16 protein-coding genes are annotated in these 15,405 nt (G+C 67.8%); 14 read left to right on the plus strand and 2 right to left on the minus strand.

Annotated elements, in window-relative coordinates:
- The first annotated feature begins 6 nt into the window (after window positions 1-6).
- From L0C25_RS21365 to L0C25_RS21395, 7 genes are all read left to right on the plus strand, one after another.
- A complete protein-coding gene (locus L0C25_RS21365) occupies window positions 7-996 on the plus strand; it encodes a type IV toxin-antitoxin system AbiEi family antitoxin domain-containing protein (RefSeq protein ID WP_271633793.1) in 990 nt (329 codons plus the stop codon).
- Window positions 997-1,202: 206 nt separating this feature from the next.
- On the plus strand, window positions 1,203-1,862 hold the full coding sequence (locus L0C25_RS21370; RefSeq protein WP_271633794.1) for an HAD family hydrolase: 660 nt from the start codon (window positions 1,203-1,205) through the stop codon (window positions 1,860-1,862).
- A gap of 170 nt (window positions 1,863-2,032) precedes the next feature.
- The gene (locus L0C25_RS21375) at window positions 2,033-3,595 is read left to right on the plus strand and encodes an ABC transporter substrate-binding protein (RefSeq protein WP_271633795.1); all 1,563 of its coding nucleotides are present in this window, start codon (window positions 2,033-2,035) and stop codon (window positions 3,593-3,595) included.
- A gap of 70 nt (window positions 3,596-3,665) precedes the next feature.
- Window positions 3,666-4,694, plus strand: a complete 1,029-nt coding sequence (locus L0C25_RS21380; protein ID WP_271633796.1) for an ABC transporter permease — start codon at window positions 3,666-3,668, stop codon at window positions 4,692-4,694.
- Window position 4,695: 1 nt separating this feature from the next.
- Window positions 4,696-5,619, plus strand: a complete 924-nt coding sequence (locus tag L0C25_RS21385) for an ABC transporter permease (RefSeq protein WP_271633797.1) — start codon at window positions 4,696-4,698, stop codon at window positions 5,617-5,619.
- Window positions 5,616-6,686, plus strand: a complete 1,071-nt coding sequence (locus L0C25_RS21390) for an ABC transporter ATP-binding protein (protein ID WP_271633798.1) — start codon at window positions 5,616-5,618, stop codon at window positions 6,684-6,686. Before L0C25_RS21385 ends, L0C25_RS21390 begins: the two co-directional genes overlap by 4 nt.
- Window positions 6,670-7,974 (plus strand): ABC transporter ATP-binding protein, encoded by a 1,305-nt coding sequence (locus L0C25_RS21395; RefSeq protein WP_271633799.1) that lies wholly within the window; start codon window positions 6,670-6,672, stop codon window positions 7,972-7,974. The genes L0C25_RS21390 and L0C25_RS21395 overlap by 17 nt, the downstream gene beginning before the upstream one ends.
- Here the strand turns inward: L0C25_RS21395 and L0C25_RS21400 are convergent.
- Complete coding sequence (locus tag L0C25_RS21400; RefSeq protein WP_271633800.1) at window positions 7,962-8,834, minus strand: RecB family exonuclease; 873 nt, start codon at window positions 8,832-8,834, stop codon at window positions 7,962-7,964. The genes L0C25_RS21395 and L0C25_RS21400 overlap by 13 nt on opposite strands.
- A gap of 155 nt (window positions 8,835-8,989) precedes the next feature.
- Between L0C25_RS21400 and L0C25_RS21405 the strand changes: the two genes are divergently transcribed.
- The 5 genes from L0C25_RS21405 (at window position 8,990) to L0C25_RS21425 (ending at window position 13,534) form a co-directional block, all read left to right on the plus strand.
- On the plus strand, window positions 8,990-9,163 hold the full coding sequence (locus tag L0C25_RS21405; protein ID WP_271633801.1) for a hypothetical protein: 174 nt from the start codon (window positions 8,990-8,992) through the stop codon (window positions 9,161-9,163).
- A gap of 76 nt (window positions 9,164-9,239) precedes the next feature.
- Complete coding sequence (locus L0C25_RS21410) at window positions 9,240-10,379, plus strand: site-2 protease family protein (RefSeq protein WP_271633802.1); 1,140 nt, start codon at window positions 9,240-9,242, stop codon at window positions 10,377-10,379.
- Window positions 10,380-10,390: 11 nt separating this feature from the next.
- Entirely contained in the window at window positions 10,391-11,296 is a 906-nt protein-coding gene (locus L0C25_RS21415) for a tRNA (adenine-N1)-methyltransferase (protein ID WP_271633803.1), read from the plus strand.
- A 123-nt stretch (window positions 11,297-11,419) separates the two neighbouring features.
- Window positions 11,420-13,156, plus strand: coding sequence for a proteasome ATPase (arc, locus tag L0C25_RS21420; RefSeq protein WP_271633804.1), 1,737 nt, complete (start codon window positions 11,420-11,422; stop codon window positions 13,154-13,156).
- Window positions 13,157-13,165: 9 nt separating this feature from the next.
- Window positions 13,166-13,534 carry a hypothetical protein gene (locus tag L0C25_RS21425; protein ID WP_271633805.1) on the plus strand — a complete coding sequence of 123 codons (369 nt, stop codon included), beginning with the start codon at window positions 13,166-13,168 and terminating at the stop codon, window positions 13,532-13,534.
- Window positions 13,535-13,579: 45 nt separating this feature from the next.
- Here L0C25_RS21425 and L0C25_RS21430 read toward each other — a convergent pair whose 3' ends face one another.
- Window positions 13,580-14,446 (minus strand): DMT family transporter, encoded by an 867-nt coding sequence (locus L0C25_RS21430; RefSeq protein ID WP_271633806.1) that lies wholly within the window; start codon window positions 14,444-14,446, stop codon window positions 13,580-13,582.
- 69 nt (window positions 14,447-14,515) lie between these two features.
- On the opposite strand from L0C25_RS21430, the gene L0C25_RS21435 reads away from it, so the two are divergent.
- Together L0C25_RS21435 and L0C25_RS21440 are read left to right on the plus strand one after the other, a co-directional pair.
- Window positions 14,516-15,094, plus strand: a complete 579-nt coding sequence (locus L0C25_RS21435) for a TetR/AcrR family transcriptional regulator (RefSeq protein ID WP_271633807.1) — start codon at window positions 14,516-14,518, stop codon at window positions 15,092-15,094.
- A gap of 29 nt (window positions 15,095-15,123) precedes the next feature.
- Window positions 15,124-15,405, plus strand: coding sequence for a ribbon-helix-helix protein, CopG family (locus L0C25_RS21440; RefSeq protein WP_271633808.1), 282 nt, complete (start codon window positions 15,124-15,126; stop codon window positions 15,403-15,405).

The following is a 15,405-nucleotide window of genomic DNA, read 5'->3' on the forward strand; positions in this document are numbered from 1 at the left end:
GCCGGTATGAGCGATTCATTCCGAAGTTGGGTAAGCCGCCGAGGCGGATTTTTCAGCCGGGCCGAGGCAAAGGACTGCGGATTCAGCGACAGAGACATCCAGGGCGCCGTACGCAGTGGGCGCTGGATTCGGCTGAGGCGTGGATACTACGCGTACGCCGAGTACGTCGCGGAACTCGACCCGCCCGCACGGCATTGGCTGTTGGCGCGCGCGGTCCTGCACCGGCTCGGTGAGCGGTATGTCGCCGTAGGCGTGACGGCCTGTATCGCGCACGGTATCGACACCTGGGGTGCCGACCTCGCAACTGTGCACGTCGCGAGACTCGACCATCGCTCGTCGATTCGAGAAGCGGGCGTCGCCTTCCATGACATGCCCGTCGATGGCGGCCGCGATGTTGTTTCTGTCGACGGTGTGCCCGTCATCAGGCCGGCTCGCGCCGTTTGGCAGGCGAGTTGCGAGCTCTCGACCGAGGGCGCATTCGTGTGCATGAACTCGGCACAGCACAAACGCTGCGTCGACGAGCCAGAGCTCTACCGCGTAGGCGAGTCGTTCGAACGTTGGCCCGGCTCGCGTACGGCGCGTCTCGCCTTCTGGCTCAGCGATTCCCGTATTGAAACCGTGGGGGAGTCGCGCACGTACTTCCTGTGCTGGGAGTTCCACCTGCCACGGCCGCAACCGCAGTTCGAGGTCTACAACGCGAATGGCCGGTTGATCGCGCGCACGGACTTCGCCTGGGTCGAGGCGCGGCACGTCGCCGAGTTCGATGGCAAGGTGAAGTACCTCAGATACCTGCGGCCGGGCGAGACGGTAAGCGAGGCGATCGTACGAGAGAAGCGCCGAGAGGATCTCGTCCGAGCGGAACGATTCGGCATGTCACGTGTGGTCTGGCTCGACGTCGAGGGCCGCAACAGGCCACGTACCGCGTATGCCCTCCAGGACTCGATCGACCAATCGGCGAGGCTCTACACCCGAAACCGTACGACCATCGTGGCCTGACTTCTGCAGCACAGCGGTCCTGTCATCCGCGCCGCCGGGCCGACCGGTTCCGGCAGCGCGGCCCGCAGCGATACCAAGTTCACCAGGGATCGCCCCACTTCCCTGGGCACCGATGCCTAGGTCCGTACGCGATACCTGGTGAACTTGGTATCGCCGCCCGAGGACGCGCCAGCAGGCCCACCCGCGCAGGCTGAGAGAATCGACCCATGCCCGAAGCCTTCCCTGTCGCCGTCCTGTGGGACCTCGACGGCACGATCGTCGACACCGAACCGCTGTGGATCGATGCCGAGTACGATCTCGCGCGGCGCCACGGCGCGGAGTGGACCAGGGACGACGCGCTGAAGCTCGTCGGCAACGACCTGCTCGCGTCGGGGCGCTACATCCGCGAGCGGATGGGGCTGACGATGACCGCCGAGCAGGTGGTCGACGAGCTCGTCGGCGTGATGGCCGAACGCATGGAAGGTCCGCTCGTCTGGCGCCCCGGTGCCCTGGAACTGCTCGCCGACCTGCGTACGCACAACGTCCCGACGGCGCTCGTGACCATGTCCTACCGCGCGATCGTCGAACCGCTGCTGCGCCGGATTCCCGACGGGAGCTTCGACACGGTCGTCGTCGGCGACGAGGTCAGTGACGGCAAGCCGCACCCGGCGCCGTACCTGACGGCGGCGCGTCTCCTCGGCGTCGACCCGGCCGACTGCGTCGCGATCGAGGATTCACCGACCGGGGCCGCCTCTGCCGCGGCGGCCGGCTGTCGGGTGCTCGCCGTGCCCCATCACGTCGCCGTGCCCGCATCGCCGCGTACGACCCGTCGCGACACCCTCGAGGGGCTCGATGCGCGCCGTCTGCTGACGGCAGCGACCGCCTGACCGCGCGACTACTGCGCAGATCTGCGCGATCGACGCCAGATCGTTGCAGGATTGGGATGCGGTAGCGCCCTGCATCGTCTTTACATGGATATGGCCACTAGTAGGGTGTCCACATTCTGGTATGTCGGGCCTCCAATGACGGGGTCCCGCGGAACGAGAGGTATTGGGCTGTGAAGAAGATCCTGGCCTTGGCCAGCGCGGGCGTGCTGGCGATGTCGCTGGCGGCATGCGGCGGCGACGATGACGACAGCGGTGGCGCGGCCGGGGGAGTCGGCGAGCCATGGACGCTCGGTACGACCGACGTCGTCACGGCCCTCGACCCGGCGGCCGCGTACGACCTCGGATCGTCCACGCTGCACTACGCGATCTATCAGACGCTGCTGACGATCCCCGCCGGTGAGAACACCCCGCAGGGCGACGCCGCCGAGTCCTGTGAGTACAAGGACCCGAAGACGTTCGTCTGCACACTGCGCGATGGGCTGAAGTTCTCCAACGGCGACGAGCTCACGTCGTCCGACGTCAAGTACTCCTTCGACCGCAACCTCAAGATCGCGGACCCGAACGGCGCCTCGACGCTGCTGGCGAGCCTGAAGGACATCGAGACCCCCGACGACAAGACGGTGCAGTTCAACCTGTCGCGTCCGGACACGACCTTCCAGTTCGTGCTCACCCACTCGTCGACCTCGATCGTCGACGAGGACGTCTTTCCGGCAGACGAGATCACCGCCGACGCCGATGTGATCGGCTCCGGCCCGTACGTGATGGACGACTACGAGGCGGGCCAGCAGGCGTCGCTGAAGAAGTCTGAGACGTATCAGGGCGCCAACGAGGGCAAGTCGCCGCTGATCTTCGTCAAGTACTACCCCGAGTCGTCGAACCTCAAGCTGGCGGTCCAGAACGACGAGGTCCAGGTCGCATGGCGCAGCCTGAGCCCGACCGACATCACCGACCTCGAGGGCAACGACAGCGTCGACGTGCTCAAGGGCGAGGGTTCGGAGATCCGTTACTGGACCTGGCAGCTCGGCACGCCGGTCGGCAAGGACAAGGCGATCCGACAGGCGGCCGCGCAGCTCATCGACCGCGACGCAATCTCGGAGCGCGCGTACGAGGGCACGGTCGATCCGCTGTACTCGCCGGTGCCGCCGGGCTTCCCGGGTCAGGTCGACTCGTTCAAGGCCAAGTACGGTGAGCCGAGCGTCGACAAGGCGAAGGCCATCTTGTCGAAGGCCGGCGTCAAGACGCCCGTCGACATCACCCTCGGCTACACGCCGTCGCACTACGGGCCCAACGCGGTCGATGAGGCCACCGAGCTGAAGAGCCAGCTCAACGACAGCGGCCTGTTCAACGCGACGACGAAGAGCGCGGAGTGGGAGCAGTACCAGAACCTCTACAAGGAGAACGCGTACGACCTGTTCATCCTGGGCTGGTTCCCCGACTTCCTCGACGCCGACAACTACCTGTCGCCGTTCTTCGTCGATGGTGGCTTCTACGCAAACAACTACACGAACCCCGAGGTGAACAAGCTGGTCGCGAGCTCGCAGGCAACGGACGACTCCGCTGCCCGCGAGAAGGACTTCGGCAAGATCCAAGACATCGTCGCCGAAGACGTCCCGACGATTCCCTCGTGGGTCGGCAAGAACACCGCCGTCACCCAGCCGGGCATCGAAGGCGTCCAGGAGACCCTGGACCCCGCCTTCATCTTCCGGTTCTGGATGGTTTCGTACAACGGCTGACCCGACCGAGGGGAGGGGAAGTCCGATTCGGGCTTCCCCTCCCCTCGGCCTGTGAGAAGGACGGTGCTCGATGGCGGCCCAGGCCGGTTCGTTACCCCGATACATAGTGCAGCGGCTGCTCCTCATCATCCCGATGGTGTGGATCCTGCTGACCCTCGTCTTCCTGCTGATGCGGGTCGCACCGGGCGACCCGGTGTCGGCGTCGGTCGGTGGCCGGTTGTCGGAGGCCGCGCTCGACGAACGTCGCGCCTCTCTCGGCCTCGACCGACCACTGATCGTCCAGTACTTCGACTACCTCGGCAGCATTCTGCGGCTCGACTTCGGCAAGACGATCACCGACAACCAGCCGATCCTCGACGTCGTCAAGGAGAACGGCGGCGCCACCCTCACGCTCACGGTCTCGGCGATGATCATCGCGCTGGTGGTAGGCATTCCACTCGGCCTGCTGGCCGGCCGGCTACGCGACACCACCAGCGACGCTGTGATCCGGATCTTCGGAATCATCACGTACGCCGCGCCGGTGTTCTACACCGGTCTGCTGGTGCAGATCCTGTTCCTGAATGTCTTCCCGGGCTGGCCGCTGCTCGGCGACAGCGACACGATGACGACGTACAACGTCCCGAGCAAGACCCACATCCTGCTGCTCGACGCGATCATCGCCGGCGACAGCACCGCGGTCGTCGACGTGCTCAAGCACCTGATGCTGCCCGCGGTCACGTTGGCGCTGCTGATCTGCGGCATCTTCATCCGCCTCACCAGGGTCAACGTGCTCCAGACCCTGCAGGCCGACTACGTCGAAGCGGCACGGGCGCGTGGCATCAAGGAGAGCAAGGTCGTACGCGCACACGCGTTCCGTAACGCGCTGGTGCCGGTCGTCACGATCGTCGGTCTGCAGGTCGCGTTGCTGATGTCGGGAGCGGTGCTCACCGAGAAGACGTTCGCCTGGCCGGGCCTGGGCAACCGGCTGATCGACTACATCGAGGGTCGCGACTACATCGCCGTACAAGGAATCATCAGTCTGTTCGCGATCGTCGTCGTCGTGGTGAGCTTGGTGATCGACATCATCAACGCGATGATCGACCCGAGGGTGAGGTACTGACATGGGTATGTGGAGCAGGCTGACCTCGCCGATCCGGCAGACGAGCGGCATGGGCCGGTGGGTACTGCTATCGGGCATCATCATCGTCGCGTTCTTCGTGATCCTGGCGATCTTCGCGAACTGGATCGCGCCGTACGGGTTCGCCCAGAACTCGGCCGACGGCGTCGACTTCCCGCAGAAGGCGCCACCCGGCGGCGACCATCTGATGGGCACCGACGGCTTCGGGTACGACGTGTGGTCACGGGTCATCTTCGGCTCCCGCACCGCCCTGCTGGTCATCGTGCTCGCGGTGCTCGGCTCGCTGGTGCTGGGCCTGATTCTCGGCCTCATCTCCGGGTACGTCGGCGGTTGGCTCGACCGGATCCTGGTGCTCATCATGGACGCGCTGTACGCGTTCCCGTCGCTGCTGTTGGCGATCGTCGTCGGCTTCCTGCTCAGCGAGAAGATTGGTGCAGGTGTTGCCTCGGCCGCGCTGGCGTTGACCGTCGTCTACATGCCCCAATACTTCCGGGTCGTACGAAACAGCACGGTCAGCGCGCGAGAGGCGACGTACGTCGAGGCGGCGAGGGCCATCGGTGCCCCTGGCCGCACAGTGATCACCCGGTACCTGTTCGGCAACGTGATCCAGAGCGTTCCGGTGATCGGCACCCTGAACGCATCGGACGCACTGTCGACGCTCGCGGCGCTCGGCTTCCTCGGGCTCGGCATCCAGCCGAGCGACGGCGCAGACTGGGGCTATGACCTCAGCGCCGCGCTCGAGGATGCCGCGGCCGGCATCTGGTGGACCGGCGTGTTCCCCGGTCTCGCGATCGTGCTGCTGATCGTGGGCCTGACTCTCGTCGGCGAGGGCCTGAACGAGACGATCAACCCGACGCTTCGCAAGCGAAGGCTGAAGAAGATCACCGCAGAGGAGACGGGCAAGTGAGCGATACGACCACCGTCCCCGAACCGGCGCCGAGCGATGCGCCCGGCGATGCCGTGCTGTCGGTACGCGACCTTCGGGTCTGGTACGGCACCGACCGCGGAGCGGCCAAGGCCGTCAACGGCGTGAGCTTCGACATCCACCCGGGCGAGACGCTCGGCCTGGTGGGGGAGTCCGGCTGCGGCAAGACCACCCTCGGACGCGGCCTGCTCGGGCTGCTGCCGCGCGGCGCGTACGTCGATGGCGACGTCACGTTCAAGGGCTCGCGGATGCCGGCGCTCGGCAGCAAGGAGCATGCGGCGCTCCGCGGACGCGAGCTCGGGATGATCTTCCAGGAGCCCATGACCCGGCTCGACCCGCTGATGCGGATCTCGGGCCATTTCTCGGAGGCACTGAAGGCGCACCACCCGGATATGTCCGACGCCGACATCAAGCACGCCTCGCTCGAGGTGCTGCGCGCGCTCGGCATCCCACCGACGCGGTTCCGCTCGTACCCGCACGAGTTCTCCGGCGGCATGCGGCAGCGACTCACGATCGCGCTGGCGCTCGTACTCCGGCCGGCGTTCATCGTCGCCGACGAACCGACGACGGCCCTCGACGTGCTCGTCGAGGCGCAGATCATCCGTATCCTCGCCGAGATACGCCGCGAGTTCGACACCTCGCTGCTGCTGATCACCCACAACCTCGGCATCGTGGCCGAGGCGTGCGACCGCGTGGCGGTGATGTACGCGGGCCGCATCGTCGAGATCGGCAACGCGCGGGCGGTGTTCCGTGACCCGCAGCATCCCTACACCCAGGAGCTGCTGCGCTCGACGATCTCGTTGCAGACGACCGGTCTGAACTTCATCCCCGGCGCACCACCGGACCTGATCGACCCGCCCGCCGGGTGCCTGTTCCATCCACGGTGCCCGCACGCGATGGCGGTGTGCGGTACGCAGTCGCCGGTCCCGTTGGACGTACCACCGAACCAACGGGTCGAGTGCTGGCTGCACGGCCCCGACGACGCAATTCCCGAGGGCGGCCGGGCCCGCCTCGAGCGAGAGGAGCTGAGCCTTGCCGACGAAGCATGAGCAGGCCCTGGATCCACAGAGCGCCGACGGCGCGACCACCTTGGTCACGATGCGCGATGTCGAGGTCTACTTCCGGCTGCAAGGCAGCGGTCTCTCCCGACTGCTCGGCAGCGACACCGGCTCGGTGAAGGCGGTCGACGGGGTCTCCCTCGACATCGCCAAGGGCGAGGTCGTCGGCCTCGTAGGGGAGTCGGGCAGCGGCAAGAGTACGCTCGGCCGCTCGCTGCTCGGCCTGGCGCCGATCACCGGCGGCAGCATCCACTACGGCGACCAGGCGATCGCCGACCTCTCGAACCGCGAGCTCCGGGGGATCCGCCGCGACCTGCAGATGGTCTTCCAGGACCCGAGCGCGGCACTCAACCCGTCGATGGACATCGAGACCGCCGTCGGGCATCCGTTGAAGATCCACAAGATCGCTCGCGGCAACGACCTGCGTGAGCGCGTGGTCGATGCACTCGAGCGCGTCGGGCTGTCGCCGGCAGAGCAGTTCCTGAAGAAGTACCCGGGTGACCTCTCGGGTGGCCAGAAGCAGCGCGCGGTGATCGCGCGGGCGATCATCTTGAACCCCCAGCTGCTGGTCGCCGACGAGCCGATCTCGATGCTCGACATGAGTGTTCGCTCGAAGATCCTGCAGCTGATGCTCGATCTCAAGGCCGATCTCGACCTCACGTACGTCTACATCACCCACGACCTCGCCAGCGCGAAGTTCTTCTGCGACCGGATCGCGATCATGTACCTCGGTCGCATCGTGGAGATCGGCACGACCGACGAGATCTTCAATCACCCGAAGCATCCGTACACGAAGTCACTGGTCGCGGCGATCCCCGATCTCGATCCCGACCGCGCGGTCGACCGGGAGGTGCCACGCGGGGAGATACCCGATGCCGCGAGCCCCCCGCTCGGCTGCGCGTTCCATCCGCGCTGCCCCGCCGCATTCGACAAGTGCGGTTGGGAGAGCCGTGACCTCCGAGCGTTGCTCGAGGCGCACTGGACCAAGGTGCCCGAGGCCGACTTCGAGGCCGAGCGCGCGACGATCGGCGAGGTCGACGCCCTCGACGTCCCCAGCCATACCTCGCACGTGCCCGCAGGCAAGGACCACTCGGGTGTCGATGTCGACGAGGTGCTGACCCGGATCAAGGACTCCGATCCCCAGGAACCCCTCTGGACCGGTGTTTCGGGCCGTGACGTACGCCCGGACGGCGTCGACGTGACGTTCGAGCCGGGACAGGACCCCAAGCTCCGGGCGGCGGGCAGCGTGCAGGTCGCCTGCCACCTCTATCCGGAGTAGGACTCGGTCGGCAGCGGGGGAGGCGTGCCGCCCCACTCGGGACAGTGGGCCTTGTAGTCGCACCAGCCGCAGAGCGCGCTCTTGCGTGGACGCCAGTTGCCCGTCGAGGTCGCGCGAGCGATCGCATCCCATAGTGCGTTGACCTTGCGCTCGGTCGCGAGCAGGTCGGCCTCGTCGGGGGCGTACCGCAGGATCTCGGCGTTGCCCAGGTAGATCAGCTGCAGCAGGGCCGGCACGGTGCCGCGCGTACGCCACAGGACCAGCGCGTAGAACTTCATCTGGAAGAGCGCCTTCGCCTCGAACAGCTCACTCGGCGAGCGCCCGCTCTTGTAGTCGACCACGCGCACCTCGCCGGTCGGTGCGACGTCGAGACGGTCGATGTAGCCGCGGATCAGCAGCTTCGAGTCGAGCAGGTGCTCGACGTACAGCTCGCGCTCGGCCGGCTCGAGCCGGCTGGGGTCCTCGAGGGTGAAATAGGCTTCCAGCAGCGAGCCGCATTCGCCCAGCCAGTCGGCGAGATCGAGTGCGTCGTCGCCCTCGAACATTGTCGCGAGCTCGGGCTCCTGCTCGACCAGCGCCTCCCAGCGGGGCCGCACCAGCTCGACCGCGCGCTCCAGCGTACGAGCGGCGCTCGGCTCGTCGAAGAGGGTCTCGAGCACCGAGTGCACGACCGTGCCGCGAGCGGCAGCAGGGCTCGGCAGCTCCGGCAGCTTGTCGATGACGCGGAACCGGTAGAGCAGCGGGCAGGTCATGAAGTCGGACGCGCGACTGGGGGACAGGCTGCCGACCACGTCGACCCCGTCGACGGGCGTACGCGGCGCGATGCCGTCGGTCGGGTCGTCGCGGAGATCGGACACCATGGCCGACACACTAGGACACCGCACCGACACCGGCGTGCGTACACACCCGAGCGATCCGCAGCGCCGATGCGTTGACCGCTCGCGACCGGAGCTCTCTCTGTCTCTGTGGACAGAGGTCTTACCTCTGCACGGTCACCGCGAAGGGACGCTCCGTCATGCCGACCCCGCTTCTGCTCCGCCTCCGCCGCCGTGCATACGCGCTCACCACGCCACGGCAGGCCGGCCTCCAGCTGACCGAGCACGAGCGCGCCGCTCAGCCCGAGGCGGGACTGCTGTTTCGCGCACGGCCGGGCTTCGTCGGGCTCCCGGCCAGTGCCTACGCGAGCTGACCGGGGCCGAACCGGTAGCGTTGAGGGTACGGACACGGGGCGCCGCCCGTGCCCGCACGACTGGCTCGAGGAGCAGATGAGCGCCCGCCCCGACGACGATCGACCGCAGCGACGACCCGGAACCCTGAGGATCGGGCAGATCGCCGGCGTCGACGTGCTCATCCGGTCGTCGTGGCTACTCGTCGCCGCGCTGATCGCCGTGCTGATGGGCGACCGCATCGACTCGGTCGCGCCGGGTCTCGGCGAGCTGAGGTATCTCGCCGGGTTGGCGTTCGCGGTCCTGCTGTACCTCTCGGTGCTGATGCACGAGATCTCGCACGCATTGGTCGCCAAGGCGTTCGGGATGCAGGTGCGGTCGGTGACCTTGCACTTCCTCGGCGGCGTGACCGAGATCGACGGCGAGTCGGAGACACCCTGGCGCGAGTTCTGCATCTCGATCGCCGGCCCGATCACGTCACTCGGGGTGGCGGCCGGTGCGTGGGGCTTGACGTACGTCGCGCCCGACGGCCTGGTCGGCTTCGCCTGCGAGGCGCTGGCGCTCACCAACCTGATCGTCGGCCTGCTCAACCTCGTGCCCGGCATGCCGCTCGACGGTGGCCGGGTGCTGCGGGCGATCGTCTGGGGCATCACCGGCAACGCCGTCACGGGCACCCTCATCGCCGGCTGGGCCGGCCGGGTCGTGGCGGTACTCGTTCTCGGGTACCCGTCGGTGCTCGCGTACTTCCTCGGTGTCGAGCCGACGATGGTCGACTACCTGTTCGCGGGCGTGATCGCGATCTTCATGTGGACCGGTGCGACGCAGACCATCATGTCGGCGAAGGTTCGCCGCAAGCTGCCCTCGATCAGCGCGCGCGCTCTCGGCCGCCGGGCGCTCACGATCTCCGACGACACACCGCTCAGCGAGGCCGTACGCGCGGCGCGCGACAGCGAGGCCGGCGGGATCGTCGTCCTCGACCGCCGCGGCGAGATCTTCGGTGTCGTCAACGAGGCCGCCGTGCTCGCAACACCCGAGGAGCGGCGGCCGTGGCTCTCGGTCGCGAGCGTCACCCGCCGGATGGAGTCCGGGTTGGCGTTGTCGGCCGATCTTTCGGGCGAGGCCCTCGTACGGGCGATGCAGACCACTCCGGCGCCGGAGTACGTACTGACCGAACCAGACGGATCGGTCTACGGCGTGCTCACCGCAGGCGACGTCGACCGCGCATTCGTACAGGCCTGAGGGGCACAGCGTTGATCGAAGAGACATACTCCGGGGTCCGCCGCGGCCCGCTCGCCGCGGGCGACTGGGTGCGGCTGACCGACAGCAAGGGCCGCAAGCACAACATCTGCCTCGAGGCCGGCGCGTCGTTCTTCACCAACAAGGGCGAGATCAAACACGATGCGTTGATCGGCCGCGAGGAGGGCTTCGTCGTCACCACCCAGGCGGGCGCCGAGTACCTCGTGTTCCGGCCGGTGATGAGCCAGTACGTCGTCTCGATGCCGCGCGGCGCCGCCGTCATCTATCCCAAGGACGCCAGCCAGATCGTGTCGGCGGCCGACATCTACCCGGGCGCCCGGGTCGTCGAGGCGGGCGCCGGCTCGGGCGCGCTCACCTGCCACCTGCTGCGCGCGGTGGGTCCGAACGGCAGCGTCACCTCGTACGAGGTGCGCGACGACTTCGCCGAGATCGCGCGCCGCAACGTCGAGCAGCTGTTCGCCGGCCCACACCCCGCATGGAACCTCGTGGTCGGCAACCTGGCCGAGTCCTCCCACGACGGCGACGTTGACCGGATGATCCTCGATATGGTCGACCCCTGGGAGTACGTCGACCTCGCGGGGCGCGCCTTGGTCTCGGGCGGATTCGTCTGCGCGTACGTCGCAACGACGACCCAGCTGTCGCGGGTCGTCGAGACCTTGCGTGCGCATGGGGAGTTCACGGAGCCGCAGGCCTGGGAGAGTCTGGTACGCGACTGGCACGTCGAGGGCCTCGCGGTACGCCCGGATCACAAGATGCTCGGCCACACGGCGTACCTCGTGACGGCGCGCCGGATGGCGCACGGCGAGCGGGCGCCCTTGAAGAAGCGTCGCCCCGCACCCGGTGCCTACGGGCCCGACTACACCGGTCCGCGGCCGCCCGGTGTGACACCCGAGACATAGCCCGTACCTACCGCCGTCGCGAGCCGACCGGGTACCAATCTCATAACCACATAAAGTCGTACGACCATTGGGGGTCGTGGCGGGTAGGGTCGGATTCGACCGTGGATCGCTTGGAGGTGCCTGATGACTGACCAGGACAACTCTCATCCGCTCGAGGCGGAGCCCGAGATCGCCTACCTGCGCGCCGAGGTCGAGCACCTTCGCCGCCGCCTGTCGTCCGGCGTACAGGGCGGAGGGAGCGCCGAGGCGCGTCTCGCCGAGACCGAGGCGCGGCTCGCGGCGACGACGGCCCAGAACGAGCGGCTCAGCGAGACCCTGCGCGAGGCGCGCGACCAGATCCTGAGCCTCAAGGAGGAGATCGACCGGCTCGCCCAGCCGCCGACGGGCTTCGGCACCTTCCTGCAGTCCAACGACGACGACACCGTCGACGTGTTCACCGGCGGCCGCAAGCTACGGGTCAACGTCAGCCCGACCGTCGAGGTCGAGGACCTGCAGCGCGGCCAGGAGGTCATCCTCAACGAGGCGCTCAATGTCGTGACGGCGCTCGCGTACGAGACGACCGGCGAGGTCGTCATGCTCAAGGAGATCCTGGCCGACGGCGAGCGCGTACTCGTGATCGGCAACGCCGACGAGGAGCGGGTCGCCCGGCTCGCCGACTCGCTGAAGGGTACGAAGCTGCGCGCCGGCGACTCCGTGCTGTTCGACCCGCGCGCGGGGTACGTGTTCGAGCGGGTGCCGAAGACCGAGGTCGAGGAGCTGGTGCTCGAGGAGGTCCCCGATATCGACTACACCAGCATCGGCGGGCTCGCCGGGCAGATCGAGTCGATCCGTGACGCCGTCGAGCTTCCGTACCTGCATCCGGAGATGTTCATCGAGCACGAGCTGAAGCCGCCCAAGGGCGTGCTGCTCTATGGTCCGCCCGGATGCGGCAAGACGCTGATCGCGAAGGCCGTCGCCAGCTCGCTGGCCAAGAAGGTCTCCGACAAGACCGGCGAGGAGGGGCGCAGCTACTTCCTCAACATCAAGGGCCCGGAGCTGCTGAACAAGTACGTCGGCGAGACCGAGCGCCATATCCGGCTGGTGTTCCAGCGGGCGCGCGAGAAGGCCAGCGAGGGCACGCCGGTGATCGTCTTCTTCGACGAGATGGACTCGCTGTTCCGTACGCGTGGCTCGGGTGTCTCCTCGGATGTCGAGAACACCATCGTTCCGCAGCTGCTGAGTGAGATCGACGGCGTCGAGGGCCTCGAGAACGTGCTCGTCATCGGCGCCTCCAACCGCGAGGACATGATCGACCCCGCCATCTTGCGGCCCGGTCGGCTCGACGTGAAGATCAAGATCGAGCGGCCGGACGCCGAGGGCGCACAAGACATCTTCAGCAAGTACCTCACCGCGAGGCTGCCGTTGCACGACGACGATCTCGCCGAGTTCGGCGGCGATCGCGACTCCTGCGTCGCCGGCATGATCCAACGCGCGGTCGAGCGGATGTACGCCGAGTCGGAGGAGAACCGCTTCCTCGAGGTCACGTACGCCAACGGCGACAAGGAGGTCCTGTACTTCAAGGACTTCAACTCCGGCGCGATGATCCAGAACATCGTCGACCGGGCGAAGAAGATGGCGATCAAGGACCTCCTCGACCACGGCCAGCGCGGCCTGCGGGTGCAGCACATGCTCCAGGCCTGCCTCGACGAGTTCCAGGAGAACGAGGACCTTCCGAACACCACGAACCCCGACGACTGGGCACGGATCTCCGGCAAGAAGGGCGAGCGGATCGTGTTCATCCGCACGCTGGTCTCGGGCAAGCAGGGCAGCGAACCCGGCCGCTCGATCGACACGGTCGCCAACACCGGTCAGTACCTGTAGGAGGGCGGCGTGGCCCGCGACGACCGCGATGCGTTCGGTCGCGACCTGGAGGCCGCGTTGCAGGCCCGCGAGTCGGTCGGCTCTGAGTACGACGACGCCTTCGTGGACGCGATCGTCGAGCGCATCGACACCGAGGTCGCGCGGCGGGTGGACGCCGAGGTACGCCGGCGGCACTGGACCCGACGCCCACCGCGCGGATACCCGGTGTCGCTCGCGTACGTCTCGATCGCGCTCGGCATCCCGATCACCGGCATCGCCGGCGCGACCGGCGACGTCGAGGGGATCATCGCCGCCTGGGGCGGCATCGCCGCACTGAACCTCCTCGCCGCGACCCGCGGTCTCGGCCACGACCGGGACCGAGACCGCCGCGCGCGCTGAGTCGTCGAAGTTGCACCGCCGAGTCGGCAGTACGCGAGCGACGACTCACCGCTGCGGGACCGCCGAGTCGGCAGTTGGGCGGCGCAGGGCCAGGGCGACGCCGACGGCGCACACGGCGAGGCCGCCGATCCCGAGCACGGTGAGCGGGTCGCCGAACATCACGTACGCCCACAGCATCGTCGTCGGGGGAGTGAGGTACAGCAGGGTGCTCGCGGTGGTCGCGCCCCGGTGCCGGACGACATACGTGTACGCGCCGTAGCCCCCGAACGTCGAGAGCGCGACCACCCACACGACCGACCACCAGAAGCCCGCCGTCGCCGGGGGAGCGGCGTGCCCGAGAGCACCGGCGACCGTGAAGAACGCGACCGCGCTGACGACGGTCTGCACCGCCAGCGACTCGAGCAACGTACGACTCGGGCGCCAGCGACGCTCCAGGATCGTGCCGGCAGACAACGCGAGCATGCCGCCGAGCACGAGCAGGTACGCGTACGCGGGTGCGTCCCCGTTGCCGAGGTCGTTGGCCACCACCAGGGTCACCCCGGCGATGCCGACGGCCAACCCGAGCCGCTGCTTCGCGCTGGTGTGCTCGCCGAGCAGCCGACCCGCCACCGAGGCCACGACGAGCGGCTGGAGGCTCGCGATCAGCGCCGACGTGCCGGGGGCGACGCCCAGTCCGACGCCGGTCACGGTTCCGCCGAGGTACCCGACCTGCGACAGGAGCCCGACGAGCGCCTGGCGCGGCGTACCCGGGCCGCCGACCCGCGTCCGGGTCAGACGTACGAGTAGCACGACGACCACCGACGCGGCCAGATATCGCCAGGCGAGCAGGGTGTCCGCGCTCGCGTACCGGGTGCCGAGCTCGGCACCGATGAAGCCCGAGCTCCACATCACCACCAGCAGGATCTGCGCCATGCGACCAGGTAACCATACCGGTATGTATACTTTCAGTGTCCTCGACGGACTCAGGCGAAGGGAGCTGCGATGTCCACGACCACGACCGAGCGACTGACACCGGCCGGCGAGCGGATCCTCGCGTCGGCGAGCAAACTGTTCTACGAACACGGCATCAACGCGGTCGGCGTCGACCGCATCGCCGACGAGGCGGGCACGACCAAGAAGACCCTGTACGACAGGTTCGGCTCCAAGGAGGGCCTCACGCTGGCGTATCTGCGCCGTCGGTACGACACCTGGCGGGCCTTCCTCGCCGACTATCTCGACGCGCACCCCGACGCCGGGCACGAGCGGGTCCTGGCGGTCTTCGACGCCATCGAGGCGTGGATGCGGGCGAATACCCGCGGGTGCGGCTTCATCAACGCGTACGCGGAGCTTGCGGGCACCGGTCACAGCGGCCTCGACGTCGTACTGGAGGAGAAGGCCGGCATCCGTGCGCTGTACGTCGGCCTCGTCGGTGAGCTGGGCGTCGACGCACCCGACCGGCTCGGGGGACAGCTGGCCCTGCTGCACGAAGGGGCGATCATCGCGACCACCGCGGGCAACGACCCGGGCGCGATCGCGCTGGCGCGAGAGACCGCGGAGGAGCTCGTACGCAACGCCACCTAAGTGGTACCGATTATGGTACCGTGAGTGGTATGGCCACGAATCTCAGGCTTCGCGCCGACGCCGAGGAAGCGGTACGCAGTCGTGCCGCCGAGACCGGGCAGTCCCAGCAGGAGGTCATTCGTGACGCGGTCGACCGCTATCTGGGATTGGGCGGCTCCGACACACCTCGAACCGATTCCGACTCGATGATCGCCGAGCGCCAGGTTCTGCCCGAGCGTTCAGCTTTCCGAGAGCTGGACCGTGCAGAGCTCCTGCATCTACCGTCCGGCACCGCAGCCCTCGACCTGCTCGACCGCGACGATCGCCTCTGA

This window comes from Solicola gregarius (assembly GCF_025790165.1).
GTDB lineage: Bacteria > Actinomycetota > Actinomycetes > Propionibacteriales > Nocardioidaceae > Solicola > Solicola gregarius.